Annotated in this window: 22 protein-coding genes; 14 read left to right on the forward strand and 8 right to left on the reverse strand. The window is 73.5% G+C overall.

Annotated elements, in window-relative coordinates:
- Positions 1–499 precede the first annotated feature (499 nt).
- Both RMN56_RS11485 and RMN56_RS11490 read right to left on the reverse strand, forming a co-directional pair.
- Positions 500–1,870 carry an MFS transporter gene (locus RMN56_RS11485; RefSeq protein ID WP_313723793.1) on the reverse strand — a complete coding sequence of 457 codons (1,371 nt, stop codon included), beginning with the start codon at positions 1,868–1,870 and terminating at the stop codon, positions 500–502.
- A 55-nt stretch (positions 1,871–1,925) separates the two neighbouring features.
- Positions 1,926–2,186 carry a hypothetical protein gene (locus RMN56_RS11490; protein ID WP_313723794.1) on the reverse strand — a complete coding sequence of 87 codons (261 nt, stop codon included), beginning with the start codon at positions 2,184–2,186 and terminating at the stop codon, positions 1,926–1,928.
- Between the two features lie 221 nt (positions 2,187–2,407).
- Between RMN56_RS11490 and RMN56_RS11495 the strand changes: the two genes are divergently transcribed.
- Both RMN56_RS11495 and RMN56_RS11500 read left to right on the forward strand, forming a co-directional pair.
- Positions 2,408–6,979, forward strand: coding sequence for a cation-translocating P-type ATPase (locus tag RMN56_RS11495; protein ID WP_313724715.1), 4,572 nt, complete (start codon positions 2,408–2,410; stop codon positions 6,977–6,979).
- Positions 6,969–7,757, forward strand: a complete 789-nt coding sequence (locus RMN56_RS11500; RefSeq protein WP_313723795.1) for an MBL fold metallo-hydrolase — start codon at positions 6,969–6,971, stop codon at positions 7,755–7,757. Before RMN56_RS11495 ends, RMN56_RS11500 begins: the two co-directional genes overlap by 11 nt.
- Before the next feature lie 55 nt (positions 7,758–7,812).
- Here RMN56_RS11500 and RMN56_RS11505 read toward each other — a convergent pair whose 3' ends face one another.
- Positions 7,813–8,232: a CBS domain-containing protein gene (locus RMN56_RS11505; RefSeq protein ID WP_313723796.1), complete on the reverse strand. Its 420-nt coding sequence runs from the start codon at positions 8,230–8,232 to the stop codon at positions 7,813–7,815.
- Positions 8,233–8,349: 117 nt separating this feature from the next.
- Between RMN56_RS11505 and RMN56_RS11510 the strand changes: the two genes are divergently transcribed.
- Positions 8,350–8,811, forward strand: coding sequence for a GNAT family N-acetyltransferase (locus tag RMN56_RS11510; protein WP_313723797.1), 462 nt, complete (start codon positions 8,350–8,352; stop codon positions 8,809–8,811).
- A gap of 4 nt (positions 8,812–8,815) precedes the next feature.
- On the opposite strand, the gene RMN56_RS11515 is transcribed toward RMN56_RS11510, so the two are convergent.
- Positions 8,816–9,763 carry an L-threonylcarbamoyladenylate synthase gene (locus RMN56_RS11515; RefSeq protein WP_313724716.1) on the reverse strand — a complete coding sequence of 316 codons (948 nt, stop codon included), beginning with the start codon at positions 9,761–9,763 and terminating at the stop codon, positions 8,816–8,818.
- 75 nt (positions 9,764–9,838) lie between these two features.
- On the opposite strand from RMN56_RS11515, the gene RMN56_RS11520 reads away from it, so the two are divergent.
- Positions 9,839–10,390 carry a hypothetical protein gene (locus tag RMN56_RS11520; RefSeq protein WP_313723798.1) on the forward strand — a complete coding sequence of 184 codons (552 nt, stop codon included), beginning with the start codon at positions 9,839–9,841 and terminating at the stop codon, positions 10,388–10,390.
- 51 nt (positions 10,391–10,441) lie between these two features.
- Positions 10,442–11,338, forward strand: a complete 897-nt coding sequence (locus RMN56_RS11525) for an aminoglycoside phosphotransferase family protein (RefSeq protein WP_313724717.1) — start codon at positions 10,442–10,444, stop codon at positions 11,336–11,338.
- On the opposite strand, the gene RMN56_RS11530 is transcribed toward RMN56_RS11525, so the two are convergent.
- Entirely contained in the window at positions 11,332–11,934 is a 603-nt protein-coding gene (locus RMN56_RS11530) for a helix-turn-helix domain-containing protein (protein WP_313723799.1), read from the reverse strand. The two genes, RMN56_RS11525 and RMN56_RS11530, sit on opposite strands and share 7 nt — an antisense overlap.
- Positions 11,935–11,997: 63 nt before the next feature.
- On the opposite strand from RMN56_RS11530, the gene RMN56_RS11535 reads away from it, so the two are divergent.
- Positions 11,998–12,588 (forward strand): dienelactone hydrolase family protein, encoded by a 591-nt coding sequence (locus tag RMN56_RS11535; RefSeq protein ID WP_313723800.1) that lies wholly within the window; start codon positions 11,998–12,000, stop codon positions 12,586–12,588.
- A 4-nt stretch (positions 12,589–12,592) separates the two neighbouring features.
- Here the strand turns inward: RMN56_RS11535 and RMN56_RS11540 are convergent, their stop codons facing one another.
- Positions 12,593–12,946: a hypothetical protein gene (locus tag RMN56_RS11540; protein WP_313723801.1), complete on the reverse strand. Its 354-nt coding sequence runs from the start codon at positions 12,944–12,946 to the stop codon at positions 12,593–12,595.
- A 113-nt stretch (positions 12,947–13,059) separates the two neighbouring features.
- Between RMN56_RS11540 and RMN56_RS11545 the strand changes: the two genes are divergently transcribed.
- Positions 13,060–13,764 (forward strand): VOC family protein, encoded by a 705-nt coding sequence (locus tag RMN56_RS11545; protein ID WP_313723802.1) that lies wholly within the window; start codon positions 13,060–13,062, stop codon positions 13,762–13,764.
- Positions 13,765–13,783: 19 nt separating this feature from the next.
- The gene (locus RMN56_RS11550; protein WP_313723803.1) at positions 13,784–14,320 is read left to right on the forward strand and encodes an alpha/beta hydrolase; all 537 of its coding nucleotides are present in this window, start codon (positions 13,784–13,786) and stop codon (positions 14,318–14,320) included.
- Between the two features lie 64 nt (positions 14,321–14,384).
- On the opposite strand, the gene RMN56_RS11555 is transcribed toward RMN56_RS11550, so the two are convergent.
- Positions 14,385–15,062, reverse strand: a complete 678-nt coding sequence (locus tag RMN56_RS11555; protein ID WP_313723804.1) for a nucleotidyltransferase family protein — start codon at positions 15,060–15,062, stop codon at positions 14,385–14,387.
- Positions 15,063–15,167: 105 nt separating this feature from the next.
- Positions 15,168–15,893, reverse strand: coding sequence for a TetR/AcrR family transcriptional regulator (locus tag RMN56_RS11560; RefSeq protein WP_313723805.1), 726 nt, complete (start codon positions 15,891–15,893; stop codon positions 15,168–15,170).
- A 24-nt stretch (positions 15,894–15,917) separates the two neighbouring features.
- Here RMN56_RS11560 and RMN56_RS11565 point away from each other — a divergent pair, with 24 nt between their 5' ends.
- From RMN56_RS11565 to RMN56_RS11590, 6 genes are all read left to right on the forward strand, one after another.
- Positions 15,918–17,048 carry an FAD-dependent oxidoreductase gene (locus RMN56_RS11565; RefSeq protein WP_313723806.1) on the forward strand — a complete coding sequence of 377 codons (1,131 nt, stop codon included), beginning with the start codon at positions 15,918–15,920 and terminating at the stop codon, positions 17,046–17,048.
- Positions 17,049–17,117: 69 nt separating this feature from the next.
- Complete coding sequence (locus RMN56_RS11570; RefSeq protein ID WP_313723807.1) at positions 17,118–17,708, forward strand: GrpB family protein; 591 nt, start codon at positions 17,118–17,120, stop codon at positions 17,706–17,708.
- A 137-nt stretch (positions 17,709–17,845) separates the two neighbouring features.
- Positions 17,846–18,670, forward strand: coding sequence for a MarR family winged helix-turn-helix transcriptional regulator (locus tag RMN56_RS11575; protein ID WP_313723808.1), 825 nt, complete (start codon positions 17,846–17,848; stop codon positions 18,668–18,670).
- Between the two features lie 81 nt (positions 18,671–18,751).
- Positions 18,752–19,204, forward strand: coding sequence for a tyrosine-type recombinase/integrase (locus RMN56_RS11580; RefSeq protein ID WP_313723809.1), 453 nt, complete (start codon positions 18,752–18,754; stop codon positions 19,202–19,204).
- 60 nt (positions 19,205–19,264) lie between these two features.
- The gene (locus RMN56_RS11585; protein WP_313723810.1) at positions 19,265–19,960 is read left to right on the forward strand and encodes a hypothetical protein; all 696 of its coding nucleotides are present in this window, start codon (positions 19,265–19,267) and stop codon (positions 19,958–19,960) included.
- Positions 19,961–20,328: 368 nt separating this feature from the next.
- Positions 20,329–20,709 carry a VOC family protein gene (locus tag RMN56_RS11590; protein WP_313723811.1) on the forward strand — a complete coding sequence of 127 codons (381 nt, stop codon included), beginning with the start codon at positions 20,329–20,331 and terminating at the stop codon, positions 20,707–20,709.
- Positions 20,710–21,049 lie beyond the last annotated feature (340 nt).

Here is a 21,049-nt window from a genome sequence, read left to right on the forward strand (position 1 = left end):
ACCACCTCGCTGACCACCCAGCCGTGCCGGTCGGCCCAGGTCCGGAGCCGGGGCAGCCGTCGCGGCCCGCCCGCGGGCCAGCAGCAGGATGAGCAGCGGCACGGCGAGCAGCCCGAGAGTCAGCAGGACGAACGGCAGCAGGTGCCACCACGCCAGGTCGTGCCGGGCGACGCTGGCGCCGACGGCCGCCATGGTGAGGTCGTCGCTCGGGGCGGTGGCGAAGAGCGAACCGGGCGACGTCGGTTGCCGCTCGCGCCTCCGTACCGCGGAGCACCCTGGTGAGCAGCCAGCTCAGCGTCACCCCGGCGACGACCACCGCGCCCGCACCGGCGAGGTACCCGAACGAGGCGGCTCGGGGCCGCTCGGCCGAGGCGAGGAGGACCGCCGCGACCACCTGGGTCCCGGCCACCATCACCACGGCCAGCGGCAGGATGGTCAGGAAGTTCACGGCCCGCCCATCCTCCCGGGCGGCCAGCGGGCCCGGGCCGCTTTGCCCGGATCATCGTCGGGCGAGCACCACCCGGCCGGCGAGCAGCACGCCGAGCAGCCCGCAGCCGGCCGCCACGGCCAGCGTCGTCGCGTAGCTCGCCCGGCCCGGCGCCGAGCCGGCGGCCAGCACGGCACCGGTCAGCGCCAGCACGGTGGCGGCGGAGAGCGAGTCGCCCAGCTGCAGTGCCGAGCTGTTCCGGCCCTGCTCGGCCGGGGCCGACAGCTCCAGGGTGAGCACCGACAGCGACGGGTAGAGCAGCCCCATGCCGAGGCCGGCGACGGCCCAGGCGAACACCGCGGGCGCCACCGGCACGGCCGGCAGGAGGGCCAGCGTGACGCCGGCCGTGCCGGCGGCGATGCAGGCCAGCCCGATCCGGGGCAGGGTGGCGGCGGAGCGTGGCGCGGCGATCCGGCCCTGGATCCACGAGCCCACCGACCAGGAGAGCGCGCCGACGGTCAGCACCAGCCCGGCCGCGGTCGGCGAGAAGCCCCGCTCCCGGGACAGCATCAGTGGGATCACCACCTCCGCCCCGGCGAACGCCGCCGAGGCCAGGCCGCGCAGGCCGATCACGGTCGGGAGCCCCCGGGCGGCGCGCAGGAACCCCGCCGGCAGCAGCCGCGGTGCGCAGACGAGCAGCCCGGCCAGCGCCGCGCCGATCAGCCCGGCGGCGAGCGCGCCGCGCTGCTGCCCCCCGTAGTGCAGCAGTGCGGCGCTCGCCCCCGCCCCGCAGGCCCAGCCGATCCGGGCCAGCGCACCGGCCGGCGGCCGGGTCGGCACCGCGGCGCCCAGCGCCCGCAGCCCCGGCTGGACCAGCAGCACCGCCGGCACCGCGACCGCCGGCACCGCGAGGAACACCCAGCGCCAGCCCAGGTGCTCGACGATCAGCCCGGCCACCGCCGGACCGACCAGCGACGGCACCACCCAGGCCGCGGCGAACGCGGCGAACACCCGCCGCCGCAGCTCCTCCGGGTACGCCTGACCGACGATCACGTAGAGCGCCACGGAGAGCAGGCCGGAGCCGAAGCCCTGCACGACCCGCCCGCCGACGAGTACCTCCATGGTGGGCGCGGCGCCCGCCACCACGAGACCCGCCACGAACCAGGCGACCCCGTGCCACATGGCCGGGCGCGGCCCCCGGGCGTCGCACCAGATGCCGGAGGCGACCATGGCGACCACGCCGGAGGCGAACGGGCCGCCGAAGGCGAGCGCGTAGAGGCCGAGACCGTCCAGGGTGCGCGCGACGGTCGGCATGGCGGTGCCCACCGCGAGCGCCTCGAAGGCGAGCAGCGACACCAGGGCGACGCTGCCCACGGTCATCGCCCGCAGCCGCGGCGACCAGAGGTGTGCGGGCGGGGCCGGCGGTGCGGCGGTGACGGTCATGGGCTCAAGCCTCGGACCTCAACCGGGATTGAGGTCAACGGTGAGCCCCGTCTCGTCAGGCCGACTCCAGCGCCTCACCCACCCCCTTCACCAGTCCCGAGTAGTGCTGGTCGGCGAGAAGGTGCCCGGCCGTGACGACCAGGGCCAGCGGCCACTCGATGACCTGGAGCGCGGCGAGCACGCCCAGCCCCGCGTAGTAGGCCAGCTTGTCGGGCGGGGGCACCGCCACCTCGCCCAGGAGCGGAATCTCCACCCGCCGGCAGTACGTCTTGATCATCTCCCGCGACCCGCTGAGGTTGCGTGTCAGCGTGCTCATCCGCGCCTCCCCGGTTCCGACAACGACAGCGATCTTCCGAGCGGCATTCCACCGGCCTCCCCGTCCATGCCCCGGGCAGGGCGGAAACTTCCTCCACCGGAGGGGCATAACGGACGCTCCGACGGGAAGTCGGGCTCGCCGGGACGAGGTGCGGGAGGCGAGATGGCGTACGACGACGGGAGCACCGGAAAGTGGGGCCGGGAGCCCGGCCGTACGCCTCGATGACCTCGCTGGGCCGCGTCGCCGGCCTCCTGCTGTCGCCGGCCGCCGTCCCCGACGCGGTGGCCCGGGTCGCGCGTACCGTCGCCACCGCCGTGCCGGACACCGCCCGTACCGTCGGGTCCGCCCTGCCGGAGACGGCCCGGAACGCCGTGCCGGACAGCGTCGCCGACGCGGCGGGGACCGTGGGCGCGGCGGCGACCCGGCTGGCCCACCTCGCCGGCCTGACCCGGCGCCGGGTCTGGTCGCGCGACGGCCGGCATCACATCGAGGTGCACGGCGTCTGCCAGGACGGCGGGGACCAGCTGGCCCGGCAGGTCGAGGCGGCGCTGGAGGCGATGCCCGGCGTGACCTGGGCCCGGGTCAACGCGCCGTCCGGCCGGGTGATCGTGGCGGTCGAGGAGCCGAAGCCGAAGCTGCGCGACCTGATCGCCACCGTGGCGCGGACCGAGCGGGTCTGCCCGCACGAGCCAGACCCGGACGTGCCGCCGCCGCATCCGCCCGAGGAGGGGCCGCGCACCCCCCGGACGATGGGCGCGCTGGCCTCGGACGCGCTCGGCCTGACCATCTCGGCGGCCACCCGGATCCTGCCGTTCACCCCGCTCCCCGGCGAGGTCGCCGGCTTCCTCGCCGCGGTCGACCTGCATCCGAAGCTGCACGCGCTCGCCAACCGGGGCCTGCGCGCCGACCCCCGCGCCGACCTGCTCTTCCCGCTCGCCGAGGCGGTGGCCCAGGGGCTCGCGGGCGGCTGGACCGGCATCCTGCTCGACGGCGCGCAGCGGGTGGTGCAGTGGGGCGAGGCACGGGCCCAGCGCACCGCCTGGGGAAAGGCCGAACCGAGGCTGACCGGCGAGCCGGACCGCGCGGTCGCCCGGGTGCCGGACGGCGAGCGGCCCTGCCCGGTCCCGGACGGTCCGGCGGAGCGCTACGTGAGCCGGATGCTCGTCGCGGGCGCGGCCGCCGGGGCCGCGGCGCTGCCGGTGGCCGGCGGGAAGCGGGCCGCCGCGCTGGCCCTGTCGTCACTGCCCAAGGCCCCGGGCAGCGGCCGCGAGGGTTACGCGGCCCAGCTCGGCTGGATGCTCGCCCGGCGCGGCGTGATCGCCATGGACCGCGGCGTGCTGCGCGAGCTGGACCGGATCGACACGGTGCTGCTGGACGCCGCGGCCCTCGGCTCCGACCGGGGCGTGCTGGCCGATCTGGCGCCGCTGCCCGGCGCGGACACCAATCAGGTGGCCGGCCGGGCGTTCGCCCTGTTCGACCCGGCCGACCCCGACGCCGTCCGGAACGCCGACGGCTGGCGGCTGGGCCCGCTGGACCGACTGGACGCCGACGACCCCGGGGACACCCCGGACAGCGAACGGCTGCGCGGGGACGGCGGCCGGCTGCTCGGGCTGGCCGAGGGCGGCCGGCTCGCCGCCGTGCTGCGGGTCGAGCCGGAGCCCGTACCCGGGGTGGACGCCCTGGCGACCGCGACCCGCCACGCCGGCCTGCGGCTCGTGGTCGCCGGGGACGACGACGGCCGCTACGACTTCGCCGACGCCCTCGTGCCCGGCGGCCCCCGGCTCGCCGACTCGGTCCGCGACCTGCAGCGGGAGGGCGCGGTGGTGCTGGTGGTCTCGGGCGACCGGGCCGCGCTCGGCGCCGCCGACTGCGGGCTGGGCGTCTCCGCGCCGGAGGACCTGCCGCCGTGGGGGGCCCACCTGCTCGTCGGCGACGACCTGCGGATCCCCGCCCTGCTCATCGACGCGGCCGGGGTGGCCCGGCGGATGACCGGGCAGAACATCCGGATCGCGATGGCCGGCACCGGGCTGGGAGCGCTCGGCGCGTTCACCGCCGACCGGGAGCTGCTGCCCGGCCGGGCCCTCGCCGCGGTGAACGGCGCCGCCGCCCTCGCCTTCGCCCACGGCGTCTGGCGGGCCCGGCGGCTGCCGGACCGGACCGGTACGCCGGCACCCGCGCTCACCGCCTGGCACCTGATGCCCGTGGCGACCGTCCTCGACCAGCTCGGCACCCACGCCGAGGGGCTGACCGGCGAGGAGGCGGCCCGCCGCCGGCGCGCCGTGACCGGGGACGGGGGGCCCGGGCAGGGGCCGGCCGGGCTGCTCCGCGTCTTCGTGGAGGAGCTGTCGAACCCGCTCACCCCGGTGCTCGCCGCCGGGGCGGTGCTCTCCGCGACGTTCGGTTCGCTGGTCGACGCCGCCCTGGTCGGTGGCGTGGTGGGCGGCTCGGCGCTGATCGGCGCGGTGCACCAGCGCAACACCGAACGGTCCCTGGCCGCGCTGCTGTCCCGCTCGGCGGTTACCGCCCGGGTGCTGCGCGACGGCAAGGAGCGGGTGGTGGCCGCCGAGGAACTGGTCGCCGGGGACGTCGTCGCGCTGGGGTCCGGCGACGCCGTCCCGGCCGACTGTCGGGTGCTGACCAGCGACGGGCTGGAGGCCGACGAGTCGTCCCTGACCGGCGAGTCGCTGCCGGTGGGCAAGAGCCCCGAGCCGGTGGTGGCCGCCGCGATCGCCGAGCGGCACTCGATGCTCTACGAGGGCACCACGATCGCCGCCGGTCACGGCACCGCCGTGGTGGTGGCCACCGGCGAGGAGACGGAGGCGGGGCGCAGTCTCGCCCTGGCCCGGCAGGCGCCCCCGGCCAGCGGGGTGGAGAGCCGGCTCGGGAAGCTGACCAGCGCCGCTGTGCCGCTGGCCGCCGGCTCGGCCGTCGCGGTGGCCGGGGCGGGGCTGCTCCGGGGCGTACCCCTGGTGGAGACGGCGGCGACCGCCGCGAACCTGGCCGTGGCCTCGGTGCCCGAGGGGTTGCCGTTCCTGGTCAGCGCCGCGCAGCTGGCGGCGGCGCGGCGGCTGGCCGAGCACGGCGCGCTGGTGCGCAACCCGCGGACCATCGAGGCGCTGGGTCGCGTCGACGTGCTCTGCTTCGACAAGACCGGCACCCTCACGGAGGGGAAGCTGCTGCTGGCCGGGGTGGGCGGCGACGACGACCGGTACGCCCCCCCGGACCGGCTGGACGAGCCGCTGCGGCTGACCCTCGCCGCCGCGCTGCGGGCCACCCCGGCGGCGGCCGACCCGGACCAGCTGCCCCAGCAGACCGACCGCGCGGTACGCCACGGCGCGGGCACCGCCGACGTCGTGGAGCAGACGGGCGCTCCGGACTGGACGGCGGTGGGCGGGCTGCCGTTCGAGCCGTCCCGGGGCTACCACGCCACGGTCGGCCGCACCGGCGACGGGCTGCTGCTCAGCGTGAAGGGGGCGCCCGAGTCGGTGCTGCCGCGCTGCGCGGCCCGGCGGACCAGCGGGGGCGACACGCCGCTGGACCCGGCCGGCCGGGACGCGCTGCACGCGATGCTCGCCGAGCGGGCCGGGGCCGGGCACCGCATCCTGGCCGTGGCGGAGTGCCGGGTGGCTGCCGAGTCGGTGACCGACGAGCAGGTCGACGGGCTGGTCTTCGTCGGCTTCCTGGCCTTGGCCGACGGGGTGCGGGACAGCGCCGCGCCCGCGGTGCGGCGGATCCGGCAGGCCGGCGTGCACACCGTGATGATCACCGGGGACCACCCGGCCACCGCCGAGGCGATCGCCGCGACCATCAGCCCCGATCACGGCGATCAGCGGGTGGTCACGGCCACCGAGCTGGACCGGCTCGACGACGAGGCCCTCGCGGAGCGGCTCATGGCCACCGACGTGGTGGCCCGCTGCACCCCGGCGCACAAGGTGCGGATCATCCAGGCGTTGCAGCACCGGGGCCGGACGGTGGCGATGACGGGCGACGGCGCCAACGACGCCCCGGCCATCCGCCTGGCCGACGTGGGCATCGCGCTCGGCCAGCGCGGCACCCCGGCGGCCCGCGCCGCCGCCGACCTGGTGGTCACCGACGACCGGCTGGAGACGATCATCGCCACCCTCGTGGAGGGGCGGGCCATGTGGTCGTCGGTCCGCCACGCGCTGAGCATCCTGGTCGGCGGCAACCTCGGCGAGATCGCGTTCAGCGTGCTGACCGCCGCCAGCACCGGGCGGTCGGCGCTCACCGGCCGGCAACTGCTCCTGGTCAACCTGCTCACCGACCTGGCGCCGGCGCTGGCCATCGCGGTCCGTCCACCCGCCTCCGACGGGGCCGACCACCTGCTGCGGGAGGGACCCGACACGTCGCTCGGCGAGACGCTGACCCGGGAGATCGCGCTCCGGGCCGCCGCCACCACGCTGGGCGCGACCGCCGGCTGGACGATCGCCCGGTGGACCGGCCGGGAGCGCCGGGCCGGCACGGTCGCGCTCGCTTCGCTGGTCGGCACCCAACTCGGCCAGACCGTCCTGGCCGGCGGCACCAGCCCCGCCGTGCTGGCCTCCACGGCCGCCTCGATCGGCGCCCTGATCGTCGTGGTGCAGACCCCCGGGGTCAGCCAGTTCTTCGGCTGCACCCCGCTCGGCCCGGTGGGGTGGAGCATCGCCGCCGGCTCCGCGCTCGGGGCCACCTTCGCCAACGGCGCGCTGACCCGGCTGGTCGACCGCCTGCCCCAACGTGGAACCCGCCCGCATCGGGAGGCCGATCAGGGGTACGGCGAGGAGCATGACGCCTGAGGTGACCTTCGTCGGTACGGCGACGACGCTGCTGCGGCTCGGCGGGTTCACCCTGCTCACCGACCCGAACTTCCTGCACCGGGGCCAGCGGGCCTACCTGGGCAGGGGGCTGTGGTCCAAGCGGAGCACCGACCCGGCGCTGACCATTCCCGAGCTGCCCGCGCTGGACGCCGTGGTCCTGTCCCACCTGCACGGCGACCACTTCGACCGGGTGGCCCGGCGCGGGCTGGACCGCTCCCTGCCGATCGTCACCACACACCAGGCGGAACGGAAGCTGCGCCGCTGGGGGTTCCAGGCGGCGGAAGGGCTGCCCACCTGGCGGTCGTACGAGCTGCACCGCGGCGACGAGACGGTGCGGCTGACCGCGCTGCCCGGCCAGCACGGGCCGGGCGCGCTGAACCGGCTGCTGCCCGACGTGATGGGCACCCTGGTCGACCTGGAGCAGGCCGGCCAGCGCCGATTCCGGCTCTACGTCACCGGCGACACGCTGCGCCGCCCGCAGCTCGCGCAGATCCCCGAACGGTTCCCCGACATCGACGCCATGCTGATCCACCTCGGCGGCACCCGGATCGCCGGCATCCTGCTCACCATGGACGCGCGGCAGGGCGCCGACGTGGTGGAGCTGATCCGCCCCCGGCTCACCGTGCCGATCCACTACGACGACTACCCGGTCTTCCGCTCCCCGCTGCGGCACTTCGTCGAGGAGGCCCGCCGGCGCGGCTTCGTCCGGCAGGTCCGCACCATCCACCGTGGGGAGACCGTGCCGCTGACCCCCTGACGTGGTTCGCCGCCCCATCCTGCGAACGGCCGGAGGGGCGGCGGAAGGGACCTGGTCAGGCGCGCTCGGAGATCGCCTCGATGAGGTCACCCACCGGGCGTTCCGGCAGCGAGCGGGCCACGTCGGCGACGGCCACGATCCCGACGAGCTCGTGCCCGTCGATCACCGGCAGCCGGCGTACCTTGTGCTTGCCCATGGTCCGCAGGATCTCGGCCGCGTCGTCGTCCGCGCCGATGGTCACGGCCTCGCCCTGGGCGAGCTCACCGGCGGTCACGTCGGCCGGATCCTTGCCCTGGGCCAGCACCTTCACCACGATGTCCCGGTCGGTCACCATGCCCTTGAGGCGGTTGTCGTCGCCGCAGATCGGCAGCGAGCCCACCCCGAGCTCGGCCATCCGCCGGGCGGCGGTCCGGAGGTCGTCCTGCTCCCGGACACAGCTCACGTCGCTGGTCATGATCTCGCGTGCGGTCGGCATTGGCATGACACCTCACTTTCGGGGGGTTGTTGCCCGTACTCCTACCCTCAGGGACGGCAGCCATGCGGCGGTGGAAACGGGTTCCCTGGCGGCCTTCGTGGCGGCTAGGGTGCCGGCGTGCCGTCACCCCGCCTGGAGCAGATCACCCCGGACAACGTCCTGGCCGCCTGCGCGATCGCCGTCCGTCCCGACCAGGAGAGCGTGGTCGCCCCCGTGGCGCGGTCGCTGGCCGAGGCGTACGCCCAGCCGGCGGTCGCCTGGCCACGGCTGATCGTGGACGACGACCGGCCGGTGGGCTTCCTGATGGCCTTCCTCGACATCCCATGGCGTGCCGACGACCCGATCGACGTCCGCTCCGGCCTGTGGCGGCTGAACATCGCCGCGGACGAGCAGGGCCGGGGCTACGGGCGGTTCGCCGTGGCGGCGGTCGCCGACGAGTTGCGCCGCCGGGGCACGGACCGGATGTTCGTCACCTGGGCGCCGGGTCCGCACGGCCCGGAACGCTTCTACCACCGCCTCGGCTTCTCACTGACCGGGGAGACGAGCGGCGACCAGGTCGTCGGCGTGCTGGCCGTCTGACGGGTCAGTGCCAGGTCGCGGCGGCCCGCCGCAACCGGTCGTTGATCGCCCGGCCCACCCCGACCTCGGGGACCGGCTCGGCGACGATCTCGGTGACGCCGGTGGCGTCGAGCCGGTGCAGGGCGTCGAAGAGCCGCGCGGCCGCCACGGTCAGGTCACCCTCGGGCGACAGCACCTCCACCGCCGCCCAGTCACCCCGCGCCGGTGGCTCCCGGAAGGCCAGGAACCCGCGCCGGCCGCCGTCCCCCTCGGCCGCCGCGCCCAACCGCAACGGGGTACGCGGAGCGTAGTGCGCGGCCAGCGTCCCGGGCGCCACCGGCTGGCCCGAGCTGCCCGCCCGCACCTCGACCGGCCCGGCCGCCTCGACCAGCGCCTCCACCGGCAGCGCGCCCAACCGGAGCACCACCGGCCGCCCGCCCCGGGCGTCCACGATGGTCGACTCGATCCCGCACCGGGTCGGCCCGCCGTCGAGCACCACGTCCACGGCGGCGCCCAGCCCGGCCACCACGTGCTCGGCGCGGGTGGGGCTGAGCTGGCCGAACCGGTTGGCGCTGGGCGCGGCCACCGGCACCCCGGCGGCGGCGATCAGCGCCCGCGCGGAGGGCTCGTCGGGCACCCGCACGGCCATGGTGTCCAGGCCGGACGTGACGATCGGCGGGATCGCCGCCGGGCGGTCCACGATCAGGGTGAGCGGGCCGGGCCAGAAGCGCTCCGCCAGCGCGGCCACCGCCGGTGGCACCGCGCCGACCAGACCGGGCAGGTCGGCGGCGTCGGCCAGGTGGCTGATCAGCGGGTCGAAGCTGGGCCGGGCCTTCGCCTCGAAGATGCGGGCCGCCGCCCGGGCGTCCAGCGCGTTCGCGCCCAGCCCGTAGACGGTCTCGGTGGGGAAGGCGACCAGGCCGCCGGAGCGCAGGACGGCGGCGGCCTCGGCGATGCCGCTCTCGGCCGGCAGGACGCGCGGGGATCCGGTGCTCACGCACCCGACGCTAGCCTGCCGGAGCGGCCGGCCCGGCACTACCCTGCCCCCATGGGCAGGCGAGTGGCGCTGGCGGTGGCCGCCGTCCTCGTGCTGGTCGGCGGTCTCGGCGTGCTGACCGCGCTGCCGGCCGTCCAGCGGGCCATCTCGCCGGACACCGAGCCCACGCCCCTCCCGCTCCGCCTCGCCGGCCCCCGCTACGACGACCTGACCGTCGACCTCGACCCCGGCCGGTACGCCGTCTGGGCCACCCGGCCGACCAGCGCCCCGGACCGCGACCGCTGCCGGGTGACCGGCCCCGACGGGCGGCCGGTGCCGGCGACCGATCCCGGGCACGTGGTCGAGTGGACCGAGGTGGCCACCGACGACACGGTCTGGACCTGGACGTCGACCTTCGCCGCCCCGGTGGCCGGCGGCTACCGCCTCACCTGCCGGCTCGACCCCGGCGCCCCCGGCCAGCAGTACGCGGTCACCCGGGAACCGGACCGCCGGCTCGCCCTGCGCCTGCGGCTGGCGCTCTGGCGGGGTCTGCTGGTGGCGGCCCTGCCGGCCGGCCTCGTGGTCCTCGCCATGACCCTGACCTGGCGCCGCCGGGCCGAGTAACTCATTTGCGGCCTGCGCCGGGGCCGACCCAGGATGATCGCCGTGACCCGGATGAAAATGCACGCCGACGAGGTGCACACCGACGTCGACCTGGTCCGCCGGCTGCTCGCCGGTCAGTTCCCGCAGTGGGCCGACCGGCCGCTGCGCCTCGTCCCCTCGCACGGGACGGACCACGACGTCTACCGGCTCGGCGACGACCTGGCGGTGCGGCTGCCCCGGATCGGCTGGGCCACGCAGCAGGCGGCCCGGGAGGCCGAGTGGCTGCCCCGGCTCGCCCCGCTCCTGCCGCTGGCCCTGCCCGTGCCGGTGGCCATGGGCGCTCCCGCCGAGGGCTATCCCTTCGACTGGTCGGTCTACGAGTGGCTGCCGGGTGAGAGCGCCAGCACCGGCCGGTACGACCGGGACGCGGCGGCCGTCGACCTGGCCGCCTTCATCGCCGCGATGCGACGGATCGACACCGCCGGGGCGTACCCCCGGCCACCTCGCGCCCGGGGTGCGGACCTCGCGGAACTGGACGAGGCGGTGCGCGACGCGGTGCGCCGGCTCGGCGGCCGGGTCGACGGCGCCGCGGTGCTGCGCGCCTGGCAGGAGTCGCTGGACGCGCCGGCCTGGCGCGGACCGGGGCTCTGGCTGCACGGCGACCTGCTGCCGGGCAACCTGCTGGTGGTCGACGGCCGGCTCTCCGCGGTCATCGACTTCGGCGGGCTCAACGTCGGCGACCCGGCCTGCGACCTGCAACCGGCGTGGAACCTGTTCACCGGCGGTAGCCGCGCCCGGTTCCGCGCCGAGCTGGCGGTGGACGACTCCTCCTGGCTGCGCGGCCGGGGCTGGGCGCTGCTCCAGGCGGTGATCGCCCTGCCCTACTACTGGGACACCAACCCGGGGATCGTCCGACAGACCTCCCACGCCCTGCGCGAGGTGCTGGCCGACGCGGCCGCCCGCTACTGAGCGGTGTCGGGCCGCTCGGCCGCGTCCCGGTCGGTGTCCGGGAGGGTGGGCACGTCGGTCGGGTAGAGGCCGGCGACGAACCCGTACACCTGGTCGCCGGCACGGGGGATCTGGGCGAAGCGGCGGGTGAGCGCCTGGACCTCCGCCCAGAACGTCCGCACCTCCTCGATCGGGATGCGCGCGTGGACGAGCGTGCACCGCAGGTCGTCGGTGGCGTGGGCCGCGGCCGCCTCGGCGGCGGCCTCGGCCAGGCCGTTGATACGGGCGACGACCTGCTTGTCCTCGGGCCGGTTGAGCACGCCGACGTAGAACGTGCGGGCGACCCGGCCGTAGAACCGCTCCTCGATGGCCCGGACCCGTCGCGTCCGCACCACCCGGAGCAGGCCGGCGTCCACCAGCAGGTTCACGTGGTAGGCCACGCTGCTCTTCGGACGGTCGACCGCGCGGGCCATCTCATTGACCGTCGCGGCCCGCTCCAGGAGCAGCTCCAGCAGGGTGGAGCGCAGCGGGTCGGCCAGCGCGCGTAACTGCTCGGGCGCGCTGACCACGAGCATCTCGTCGAGGTCGTAATCCGGGATCTGCTGATTGACCGACATTTCTCGACCGTTCTAGAATTCTGGATCATTCGATCGCTCTGGTTCGTTGACAGGAGTCTAGAGATGGCCGACATCGTCCTCTTCCATCACCTGCAGGGGCTCACCGACGGCGTCCACGCCTTCGCCGACCAGCTGCGCGCCGGCGGGCACACCGTGCACACACCCGACCTGTTCGACGGCGAGCGCCCGGCGACCATCGAGGACGGCGCCGCGCTGACCAAGCGCATCGGCGGCGCGGTGCTCGACGAGCGCGCCGACCGGATCGTGGCCGACCTGCCGAAGGAGCTCGTCTACGCCGGTTTCTCCTGGGGCGCCGCCACGGCGCAACGGCTCGCCCAGACTCAGCCCGGCGCCCGCGGCGCCCTGCTCTACGAGTCCTGCCTGCCGGTCACCGGCGAATGGGCCGTCGGGCCGTGGCCCGACGGTGTCCCGGTGCAGATCCACGGCATGGACAAGGACCCGTTCTTCGCGCTGGAGGGCGACATCGACTCCGCCCGCGAGCTGGTCGGGATCGTCGGGCCCGAGCGGGGGGAGCTGTTCGTCTACCCGGGCGACGCGCACCTGTTCACCGACAGCTCGCTGCCCTCCTACGACGCCGACGCGACGGCGCTCGCGGTGCGGCGCTCGCGGGAGTTCCTCGACCGGGTCGGCTGACCTGTCAGTGGCACAAAGCCGCCACGTTGACGAAGAGGCAGCACGAGGCGATCGTCGTCACCAGGATCGCGCCGGCCGCCCGGAGCGCGACGTCGACGCCACCCCGTCCGCGCCGGGTGACGGACAACGTCTGCTCCAGGACGACCAGGAACACCCAGCCCGGCAGCAGCAGCGTCAGGTAGAAGTCCCAGGCCGGGTTCGCGAACGCGCTCGCGTTGCCGTTGCCGCCGTAGTTGGGGCAGTCCTCGAAGCGGGTGATCGGCTGGAGGACCGCCAGCAACGCCACGAAGAAGGCGCCGCCGACGAGGCAGACCCGGAAGCCGCTGAGACGGGACGGCGGCTTCCGGTCCTCGATCATCGGCTCAGCCTAGAGGCATGCCCGGTTCCGTCGGCTTGCCGGAAACCACGAACCTCGGCGAGCGGCTCCGAAACCGCCTTGTTGTCCAGCTGGCGCGTCTCTACGGTGCAGGGATGCTTGCGCGAACGCTGACGGTGACCTTCGATGCGCACGATCCGGCTCGCCTGGCGCGGTTCTGGGCCGGGCTGCTCGGCCGGGAGGTCGTCGAGGACGCCGGTGCTGTGCTCCTGCCCGGCGATGACACGCAGGTCGGCCTCCGGTTCGTCGCGAGCAACACGAAGAAGATGGGGCCGAACCGCATCCACCTCCACCTGACCAGCGCCCGGCCCGACGATCAGGAGCACACGGTGGCGACGGCGCTGGAGCTCGGCGGCGGCCACCTCGACGTCGGGCAACGCCCCGAGGAGGGGCACATCGTCCTCGCCGACCCCGAGGGCAACGAGTTCTGCGTGATCGAAGCGGGCAACGGCTTCCTCGCCGGGTGCGGCCTGCTCGGGGAACTCGCCTGCGACGGCACCCGGGAGGTCGGCCTCTTCTGGAGCGCGGCGCTGGGCTGGCCGTTGGTGTGGGACCAGGACGAGGAGACCGCGATCCAGTCACCGCACGGCGGCACGAAGGCCGCGTGGGGAGGCCCGCCCGTGGCCCCGAAGAAGGCAAGGAACCGGCAGCGCTTCGACCTCACCCCGGCCGACGGCGACCAGCAGGCGGAGGTCGAGCGGCTGGTCTCCCTCGGGGCCACCCAGCTCGACGTCGGTGCGGACGGCGCCGTCGAGCTGGCCGATCCCGACGGCAACGAGTTCTGCGTCAGGCGGAACTGATCTCGATAAGGTCGTTCGCATGGCTGACGCTGTCGTGATTCCCGGCGCCTGGTTCGGTCCGGGCGCTCCCCTGCTGATGTACGCCGGGGACGTGGCGGAACAGCGGGGCGCAACGGTACATCGACACTCGTGGTCGCAGGAGATTCCGAAACTCGACCAGCCGGAAATCGAAAGCTGGGTCGGCGGCGAGATCGCCCCGTTGATCGACACCATTGGCGGTCGCCCACTGCTGATCGGCAAGTCGCTGGGCACGAACGCGGCAGCGATCGCCGCCGAGAGATCCTTACCGGCCGTGTGGCTCACGCCCCTGCTCACGCTGCCGTGGGTGGCTGACGCGTTGAGTCGCGCGACCGCGCCGTTCCTGCTCGTGGGTGGCACCGGCGACGCAGTGTGGGACGGTGACATCGCCCGCCGGTTGACGCCCCACGTGCTCGAGGTCGGAGGCGCGGATCACGGCATGTACGTACCGGGCCCACTGACCGAGTCGATCGCGGTGCTCGGTCGGGTCGTGGTCGCCGTGGAGGAGTTCCTCGACGCGATCAGCTGGCCCGGCTAGGCCCCTGGTCCCGCTCCTCACCCGCATCCGCCGGCTGGCTCCGCTGGCACGGGTTGCTGTACGACTACGGCGGAGCGACCGTGACGCGCGGCCATCGCCTGCCGGGGTCATGGCGCGACAGACGCGCTCGGGAAAGCTCGACCGTGATCCGTCGTGGGTTGCGCCGCCAGACGCCATCGAGCAGGTCGTCCAGCCCGAACGGGGCACAGACGTGCAGTGTCTCGGCAGCGTCGAGCCGCACCGCCACACAGGTAGCGGTCTCGGGCCAGGTCGCCACGGCATCGGCTATGGAGTGGAGTGCAGCGACCCGCCCCGTACCGAACACGCTCTCGTACCAGGTGTGTACGGCGGCCTGGTTGGTCGCCTCCCACGGGACCGCGGGATCGTGACGTCGTAGAAGCTCGGTAGCGGCGGCGTCATTGCCGGGGGTGAGGTCGTTCGCGTCGAAGAAGGCGACATCGACGTCCCGAACGTCCCGCGGATCGAAGCCGCCTCCGTACCGCTCGCCCCAGACGAGATCCCGGAGAACACCGGCACCTACCCACGCGTCCGATAGGCCGGACTCCCGGACGGTCCTCAGCACATCGAGCAGCCACGGACACGATGCGATCACCCCGGCCAGCTCGGTGGTCCGTGAGCTGCGTGGCTCAGTCGACAGCGGGTCGACGAACCCGACGGGAGGCTCGTCGACGTACCGGCCTCGTCGGTACTCCTCGTCCGAAGCGGACCCCTGCACACTCACCCTGCCACGCTGTCAGATAACCGTGATCCGTGCGCCCTCTGTAGCGGGCTGTGTTGACCTTCGGCAGATCCGGATGCCTGGTCGAGGCGTCCCGTGCTCAGCTGATCACGTGTGGGGATGGCGGGTGATGCCGTCCAAGATGGTGGTCAGGTTGTGGTGGAAGGTTTCCTCGGCGCTGGGGTGGGCGCCGTCGATCACGAGCCGGGCGACCGTGGGGTAGCGGCCCGTCTCGAGCATGCGGGTCAGGTAGGGCCCGAGACTTGCCTGCCAGGCGGACAGGTCGGTGCCGGTGGAACGGGCGGTGCGTCGCTCGGTGACCTCTCTGCGGAGCGCTCCGGTGATGAAGGCGTTGAGGGCGCCCAGGGCTCGCTGGAGGTCGTCGATGTCACGTACGCCCGGGGCCTGACTGAGCGCCGCCGCGGTCGATTCGCCCACGGCGAGCGCGTGGGGTCCCAGATGTGGCCTTGCGCCGAGCAGGTCGGCGAACCACTCGTGCGCGAGGGCGGCGTCACGGGTCCGGTGAACGATGGCCAGGACCGTGGCGCGCCACCCGGATGGCTGGCCGGCCTCGGCGATCTCGGCGTAGACGGCGTCGACCATCAGGTCGAGCAGCTCGGATCTGTTGACCACGTAGTCGTAGAGCCGCATCGGACCGACGCCGAGCTCCTTGGCGATCTTGCGTACGGACAGCCCGTCGAGGCCGTGTGCGTCGGCGAGCCGGATCGCCGTGGCGGCGATCTTCTCGCGGCTCAGCGGCACGGGCGCCGCCCGGGGCTGGGGCTCGGGTCGTTCCCACACGGGCACGGGTGAGCTACCGTACGGCGTATCCACGAGATACAGCGTACGGTAACGGAGATGAAGATGCGAATCGCGATCGCCGGTGGCGGCCTCGGCGGCCTGACCCTGGCCCGGATCCTCCACCGGCACGGCATCGACGCGGTGGTGTACGAGCGCGAGGCGACCCGTTCCGCGCGCACGCAGGGCGGATCGCTCGACCTGCACCCGGAGTCCGGGCAACTGGCCCTGGCCGAGGCGGGTCTCGCCGGCCGGTTCCGCACCGAGGCGCGGCCGGAGGGCGAGGAACACCGCATCCTCGACCCGGCCGGACGCACCCTCGTGCACCACAGGCCACAGCCCGGTTCGTTCTCCGGACGTCCCGAGATCGACCGGAGGGCACTGCGGGATCTCCTGCTCGATTCGCTGCCGGGCGATGCGGTCGCGTGGCAGCACCGGCTCGTCGCGGCGACCCCACGACCCGACGGGGGCTTCGAGCTGACGTTCGATGGCGGCCACCGCGCCGACTGCGACATCCTCATCGGCGCGGACGGCGCGCGCTCGGTCGTCCGGTCGCTGCTGACCGACGCAAAGCTGTCCTACGTGTCCACCGTGGTGGAGCTGACCATCAGCGACGCCGACCGGCGCCACCCGGATCTCGCCGAGCTGGTCGGCCCCGGGAACCTGTGGTGCGTCGGCGTGAGCCAGATCCTTGCCGCGCAACGCCTCGGCGACGGCACCATACGAGTCGGGATCTCCCTGCGCGCAGAAGATCGCGACCTCGAGACCTACCGCAGCAAGCGGGCTCTGCTGGACCTGTTCGAAGGCTGGGACCCGGGCCTCACCGCACTCATCGAAGCCGGCGACGGCACGCCGACGCCTCGCCGGATCGAAGCGATGCCCATCGGCACGCGCTGGGCCCACCAGCCGGGCATCACCCTCATCGGTGACGCCGCGCATCTCATGCCGCCGGTCGGCGAGGGCGCCAATCAGGCCATGCTCGACGCCGCCGAACTCGCCGGCGAACTCGCCGCCAACCCCGCCGACCCCGACTCGGCGATCCGGGCGTACGAGGAGGCGATGTTCACCAGGACCCACGCGATCGCCGAGATGTCCGCGCGGGTCCAGGCCATGATGCTGTCTCCCACCGCGGCGGAAGAAATCACGCGATTCTTCACCCCGCGCCCCAGCGAGCCGGCACCCGCAGGATGAGAACGCAGGGGACTCCCGGCCAGGCGAACAGGGCGGTGAATCACGGGCGACCTCACTAAGGTGCCTCCGATGCGCATTCCACCTCTGCCTGAGGCATCGCTGGATCTCACCGGCGACAAGGCCGCGAAGCGAGCAGTCGGCAACCGGCCGGCGAACGTCACCTCACCCATCACGATCGACGCCTACAACCCGGAGTGGCCGGCAATGTTCGCCAAGGAGGCGGCGGCCATCCGGACCGCGCTCGGCGACAGGGCGCTTGCGGTCGAACACGTCGGGTCGACCGCTGTGCCCGGTCTCGCGGCCAAGAACCGACTCGACATCGACCTCATCGTTGCCGACCCGGCGGATGAAGACGCGTACGTGCCGCCGCTCGAGGCCGCCGGCTACTTCCTCCGCACCCGTGACCCCGACTGGTACCAGCACCGCTGCCTCTGGACCCACGACCACGGCGTGAACCTGCACGTCTTCGGCCCTGACTGCGATGAGTATCTCCGGCACCTGCTCCTCAGAGACTGGCTCCGCAACCACCCGGAAGATCGCGATCGCTACGCGGCCGAGAAGTATCGAGTCGCCCAGGAACACCCGATGGACATGGCGTTGTACGTCCAAGGCAAGTCGGCGATCATCATCGACATCCTCAAGCGCTGCGGGCTGCGCTGAACAGCACAGGGACATCATCGGCAGGATGGGCCGCGCCTGTTGCACCCCCGGAGTTGTCGTATCCGGGCCGCGTTGTTCGTAGCTACGGTGAGAGGCGGTCCACAAAGGCGCCGTCACGACCACAGGAGCTGCGACCGATGACGCACCCGCAGACCAAGGTCCACCGCATGTTCGAGCTCGTCGAGCCGATCGCGACCGTCACCTTCTCCGAGGTGCCGAACGAGGCGTTCCTGGCCATCGGCATGCGCAACTACTGGGACGGATACTTCGCGGGCCGGGCCGCGCCGCTGGGGCTGGCACCGGCCGCGGTGGTGCACGCGGTCTTCTACAACTTCGCCGACGGCGAGGTGGCGCGCCACATCCCGTGGGTCTGGGGGAAGACCACCCCGCAGGAGGCGATCGCGGTGCGCGAGCGGGGCAGCGCCGCCGCGCTGCGGCAGATGATCGGGCAGCTCGCCGACTCCCCCGATCTGGTGCGGGTCGCCGACCTCGCCACGCGAGCAGCGGTCAGCGCGCCGACCGAGGGCCGGGCGCTGTACGCAGGACTCCGGGCGCTCGACGTGCCCGCGGAGCCGGTGGCCAGGCTTTGGCACGCGGCGACGCTGCTGCGAGAGCACCGCGGGGACGGCCACAACGCCGCCCTCCTCGCCCACGGCATCGGCGGCACCGAGGCCCATGTCCTCCTCGCTCTCTCCCTCGGAATGCGGGCGGAGGAGTTCGGCCGGATCCACCACCTGCCCAAGGCGCAGCTGGCCGCTGTCGTCGACAGGCTGCGCGGCCGCGGCCTCGTGAGCTCGGCTGGCGGATTCACCGACGCCGGCCGGGAGACCAGGGAGCGGATCGAGGCCCTCACCGACGAGCTGGCGGCGCCGGCGTACGACGTACTCAGCGTGGACGAGCTCGACGAGCTGGTCGCGGGGCTCGAGCCGATCGCCGCCGCGGTACAGGCCGTCGACGGCTGAAGGGGTGCATCAGGCGACGGCCACGACCCCCGCCCGCTGCCACTGTGGGTGCCGGCTGTCCGGGCGTTCGAGTCGCAGCGGGTGCGCCAGGCCAAGGAACGGCTCGCCGCCGGTGAGGTGCGGTCGGATCTGAACCTGGTCTTCGCCAGCACCATCGGCACGGCGATGGAACCGCGGAACGTCAACCGGCGCTTCGAGCAGCTGCGCACGGCGGCCGCTCTGGACTGGCTCCACCTGCACGACCTGCGGCACACCTTCGCCACGTTCCTGTGCTGGTGGAGCCCAGGGGACTTGAACCCCAAAAACGCGATCATGGAACGTCGGAGGTGTGAGCGGTCTCTGACCTGCTGTTACCTCCGATCGACTTCCATCGCCCGAGATCTGTTTGCGGCCTCAGCTGGTCCCGATGTGGTCCCGATGATCTTGCCGGTCCTATCTCAGCCCACCCCTGCCTCGCAAAAGATCAAGACGTATGTCCGGCTACGTCGGCTACTGCGGCTGACCTGCTCGTTCCGTCGGCTCGCGTCGACGTAGGACCGGCTAGGTCTGCTGGCTTGGCTGTACGGTTGGCTGTACAGCCAACAGGATGGGACTGTGCACGCCGAACCGACGATGCTCCTCGTCCACAGTCCGCTCCTCACCTCGGCGACGTGGGACGCCCTGCGGCCACACCTCGAAGCAGCGGGGTGGCGCACGGCGGTACTGGACCTTCGCCCCTTGGTCGAGGCACCGTCCTTTCACGCGGCGGTCTGCGCGGAAGCGGCAACCAGCGTCTCCCCTGGCGCGCTTACCGTCGTCGGCCATAGCCGCGCAGGTGCTTACCTGCCCGGCATCGCCGACGCAGTCGGCAGCCACCGGCTAGACGTCGTCTTCCTCGACGCCCGCCTGCCGCACCCCGGCACCAGCTGGGTTGGGTCACTACCGCGGGAGCGGGCCACGTGGCTGCGGGAGATGGCGGTCTCGGGCCGGCTGCCGACGTGGGATACCTGGTTCCCCACCGCCTCCCTTGACGATCTCCTGCCCGACCCCGGCCAGCGGCGCCATGTCCTGCACGACTTACCCGAGCTGCCTTGGAAGCTCGTCTCCGAGGTGCTGCCCGCGCCAGGCGCAACGTGGAACTCCGCCAGGCGGATCTACCTCCAACTGAGCGCTGCATACGGGTCCACGGCAGAGCGGGCGGAAGAAGGCGGCTACCTGGTCCGGCGCATGGACGGCGATCACCTGGCGATGGTCACGCAACCCGCGATGGTCACGGATCTGCTTCTGTCGGCGATCGGGACGTCCGACTGAAAAGCAGCCGCCCGGTAGCATCGGAGGGCTAGGACGGCGGCTTCTACCTGAGTACGCCCAAGGGCGGCTCGGCCGGCACGATCGACCTGGACCAAAGGCGGCTCCACACAGTTGATGCTTGCTGATCAATGCCGACGACTGGTGTTGTCGTCCGGGACTTTGCTGTCCCGTACCAACGGTTGACGGCTGTTGGCGTCTCGCTGACTTCCTGCTGACTGACGGCCGTCAGGGCTCAGCCCGACGGGCACCTTCGTCCAGCCCCGCTCGCCTCGCCCGGTAGGATCGCGAGCTTGTTCGCACTGCAGGGAGCCCATGAGTTCCGCGTACGGCCGCCCCGGCAGTTCCCATGCTGAGAGTAGGTTTCGTCAATGGCATGCCGTATCGGTGAGCTCGTGCTCAAGTGCCACGACCCCGAGGTGCTGGCGCGGTTCTGGTGCGAGGTCTTGGACTTCATAGAGCTCGATCGCGAAGAGGGGGTCTACATCGAGATAGGCCCGCGCGAAGGGTTCGGCGGCCCGCAGCCGACGATCTTCCTCATCCGCGACGACGAGCCGAAGAACGGGCATGCCCGGCTGCACATCGACGTCAACCCCACCGACCGCGATCAGGACGCCGAGCTCGAGCGCCTCCTGGCCGCCGGGGCCAAACTCGTCGACATCGGTCAGCCTGCGGATGCGTCCTGGCACGTCCTCGCCGATCCGGAAGGCAACGAGTTCTGCCTGCTCAAGCGCCGCCTCGACCCACTCTGACCGCCCTCGCCCAAACGATCGACGTAGCCGCCACCCTGCAGCCGCCGACAAGATCTGGCGACCCCATCAATAGCTGGGGGGCCGGGTGGATGCTCGACCCGCCCCGTGTCGCATGCGTGTGCCTTGACGCACGGACGCTGGCGGTCCCGGCGGCGGTCTGCTCGGCTCGCCCCGGGTCTTCGGCGGCGGGATGGCGCTACCGCAACCAGCACGGACCGCGACCCGCCGACGGAGCCCCGGGCCATCCTGGAGCCGGAGCGCCCCCGCCGGAGGCGCACTAGCCGCAACCCCGCGACCGCCGCCAGCTCGCCGACGCGGGCCGGTGTGCGCTCCCTTACGC

The organism is Micromonospora halotolerans, from assembly GCF_032108445.1.
Lineage (GTDB): Bacteria > Actinomycetota > Actinomycetes > Mycobacteriales > Micromonosporaceae > Micromonospora > Micromonospora halotolerans.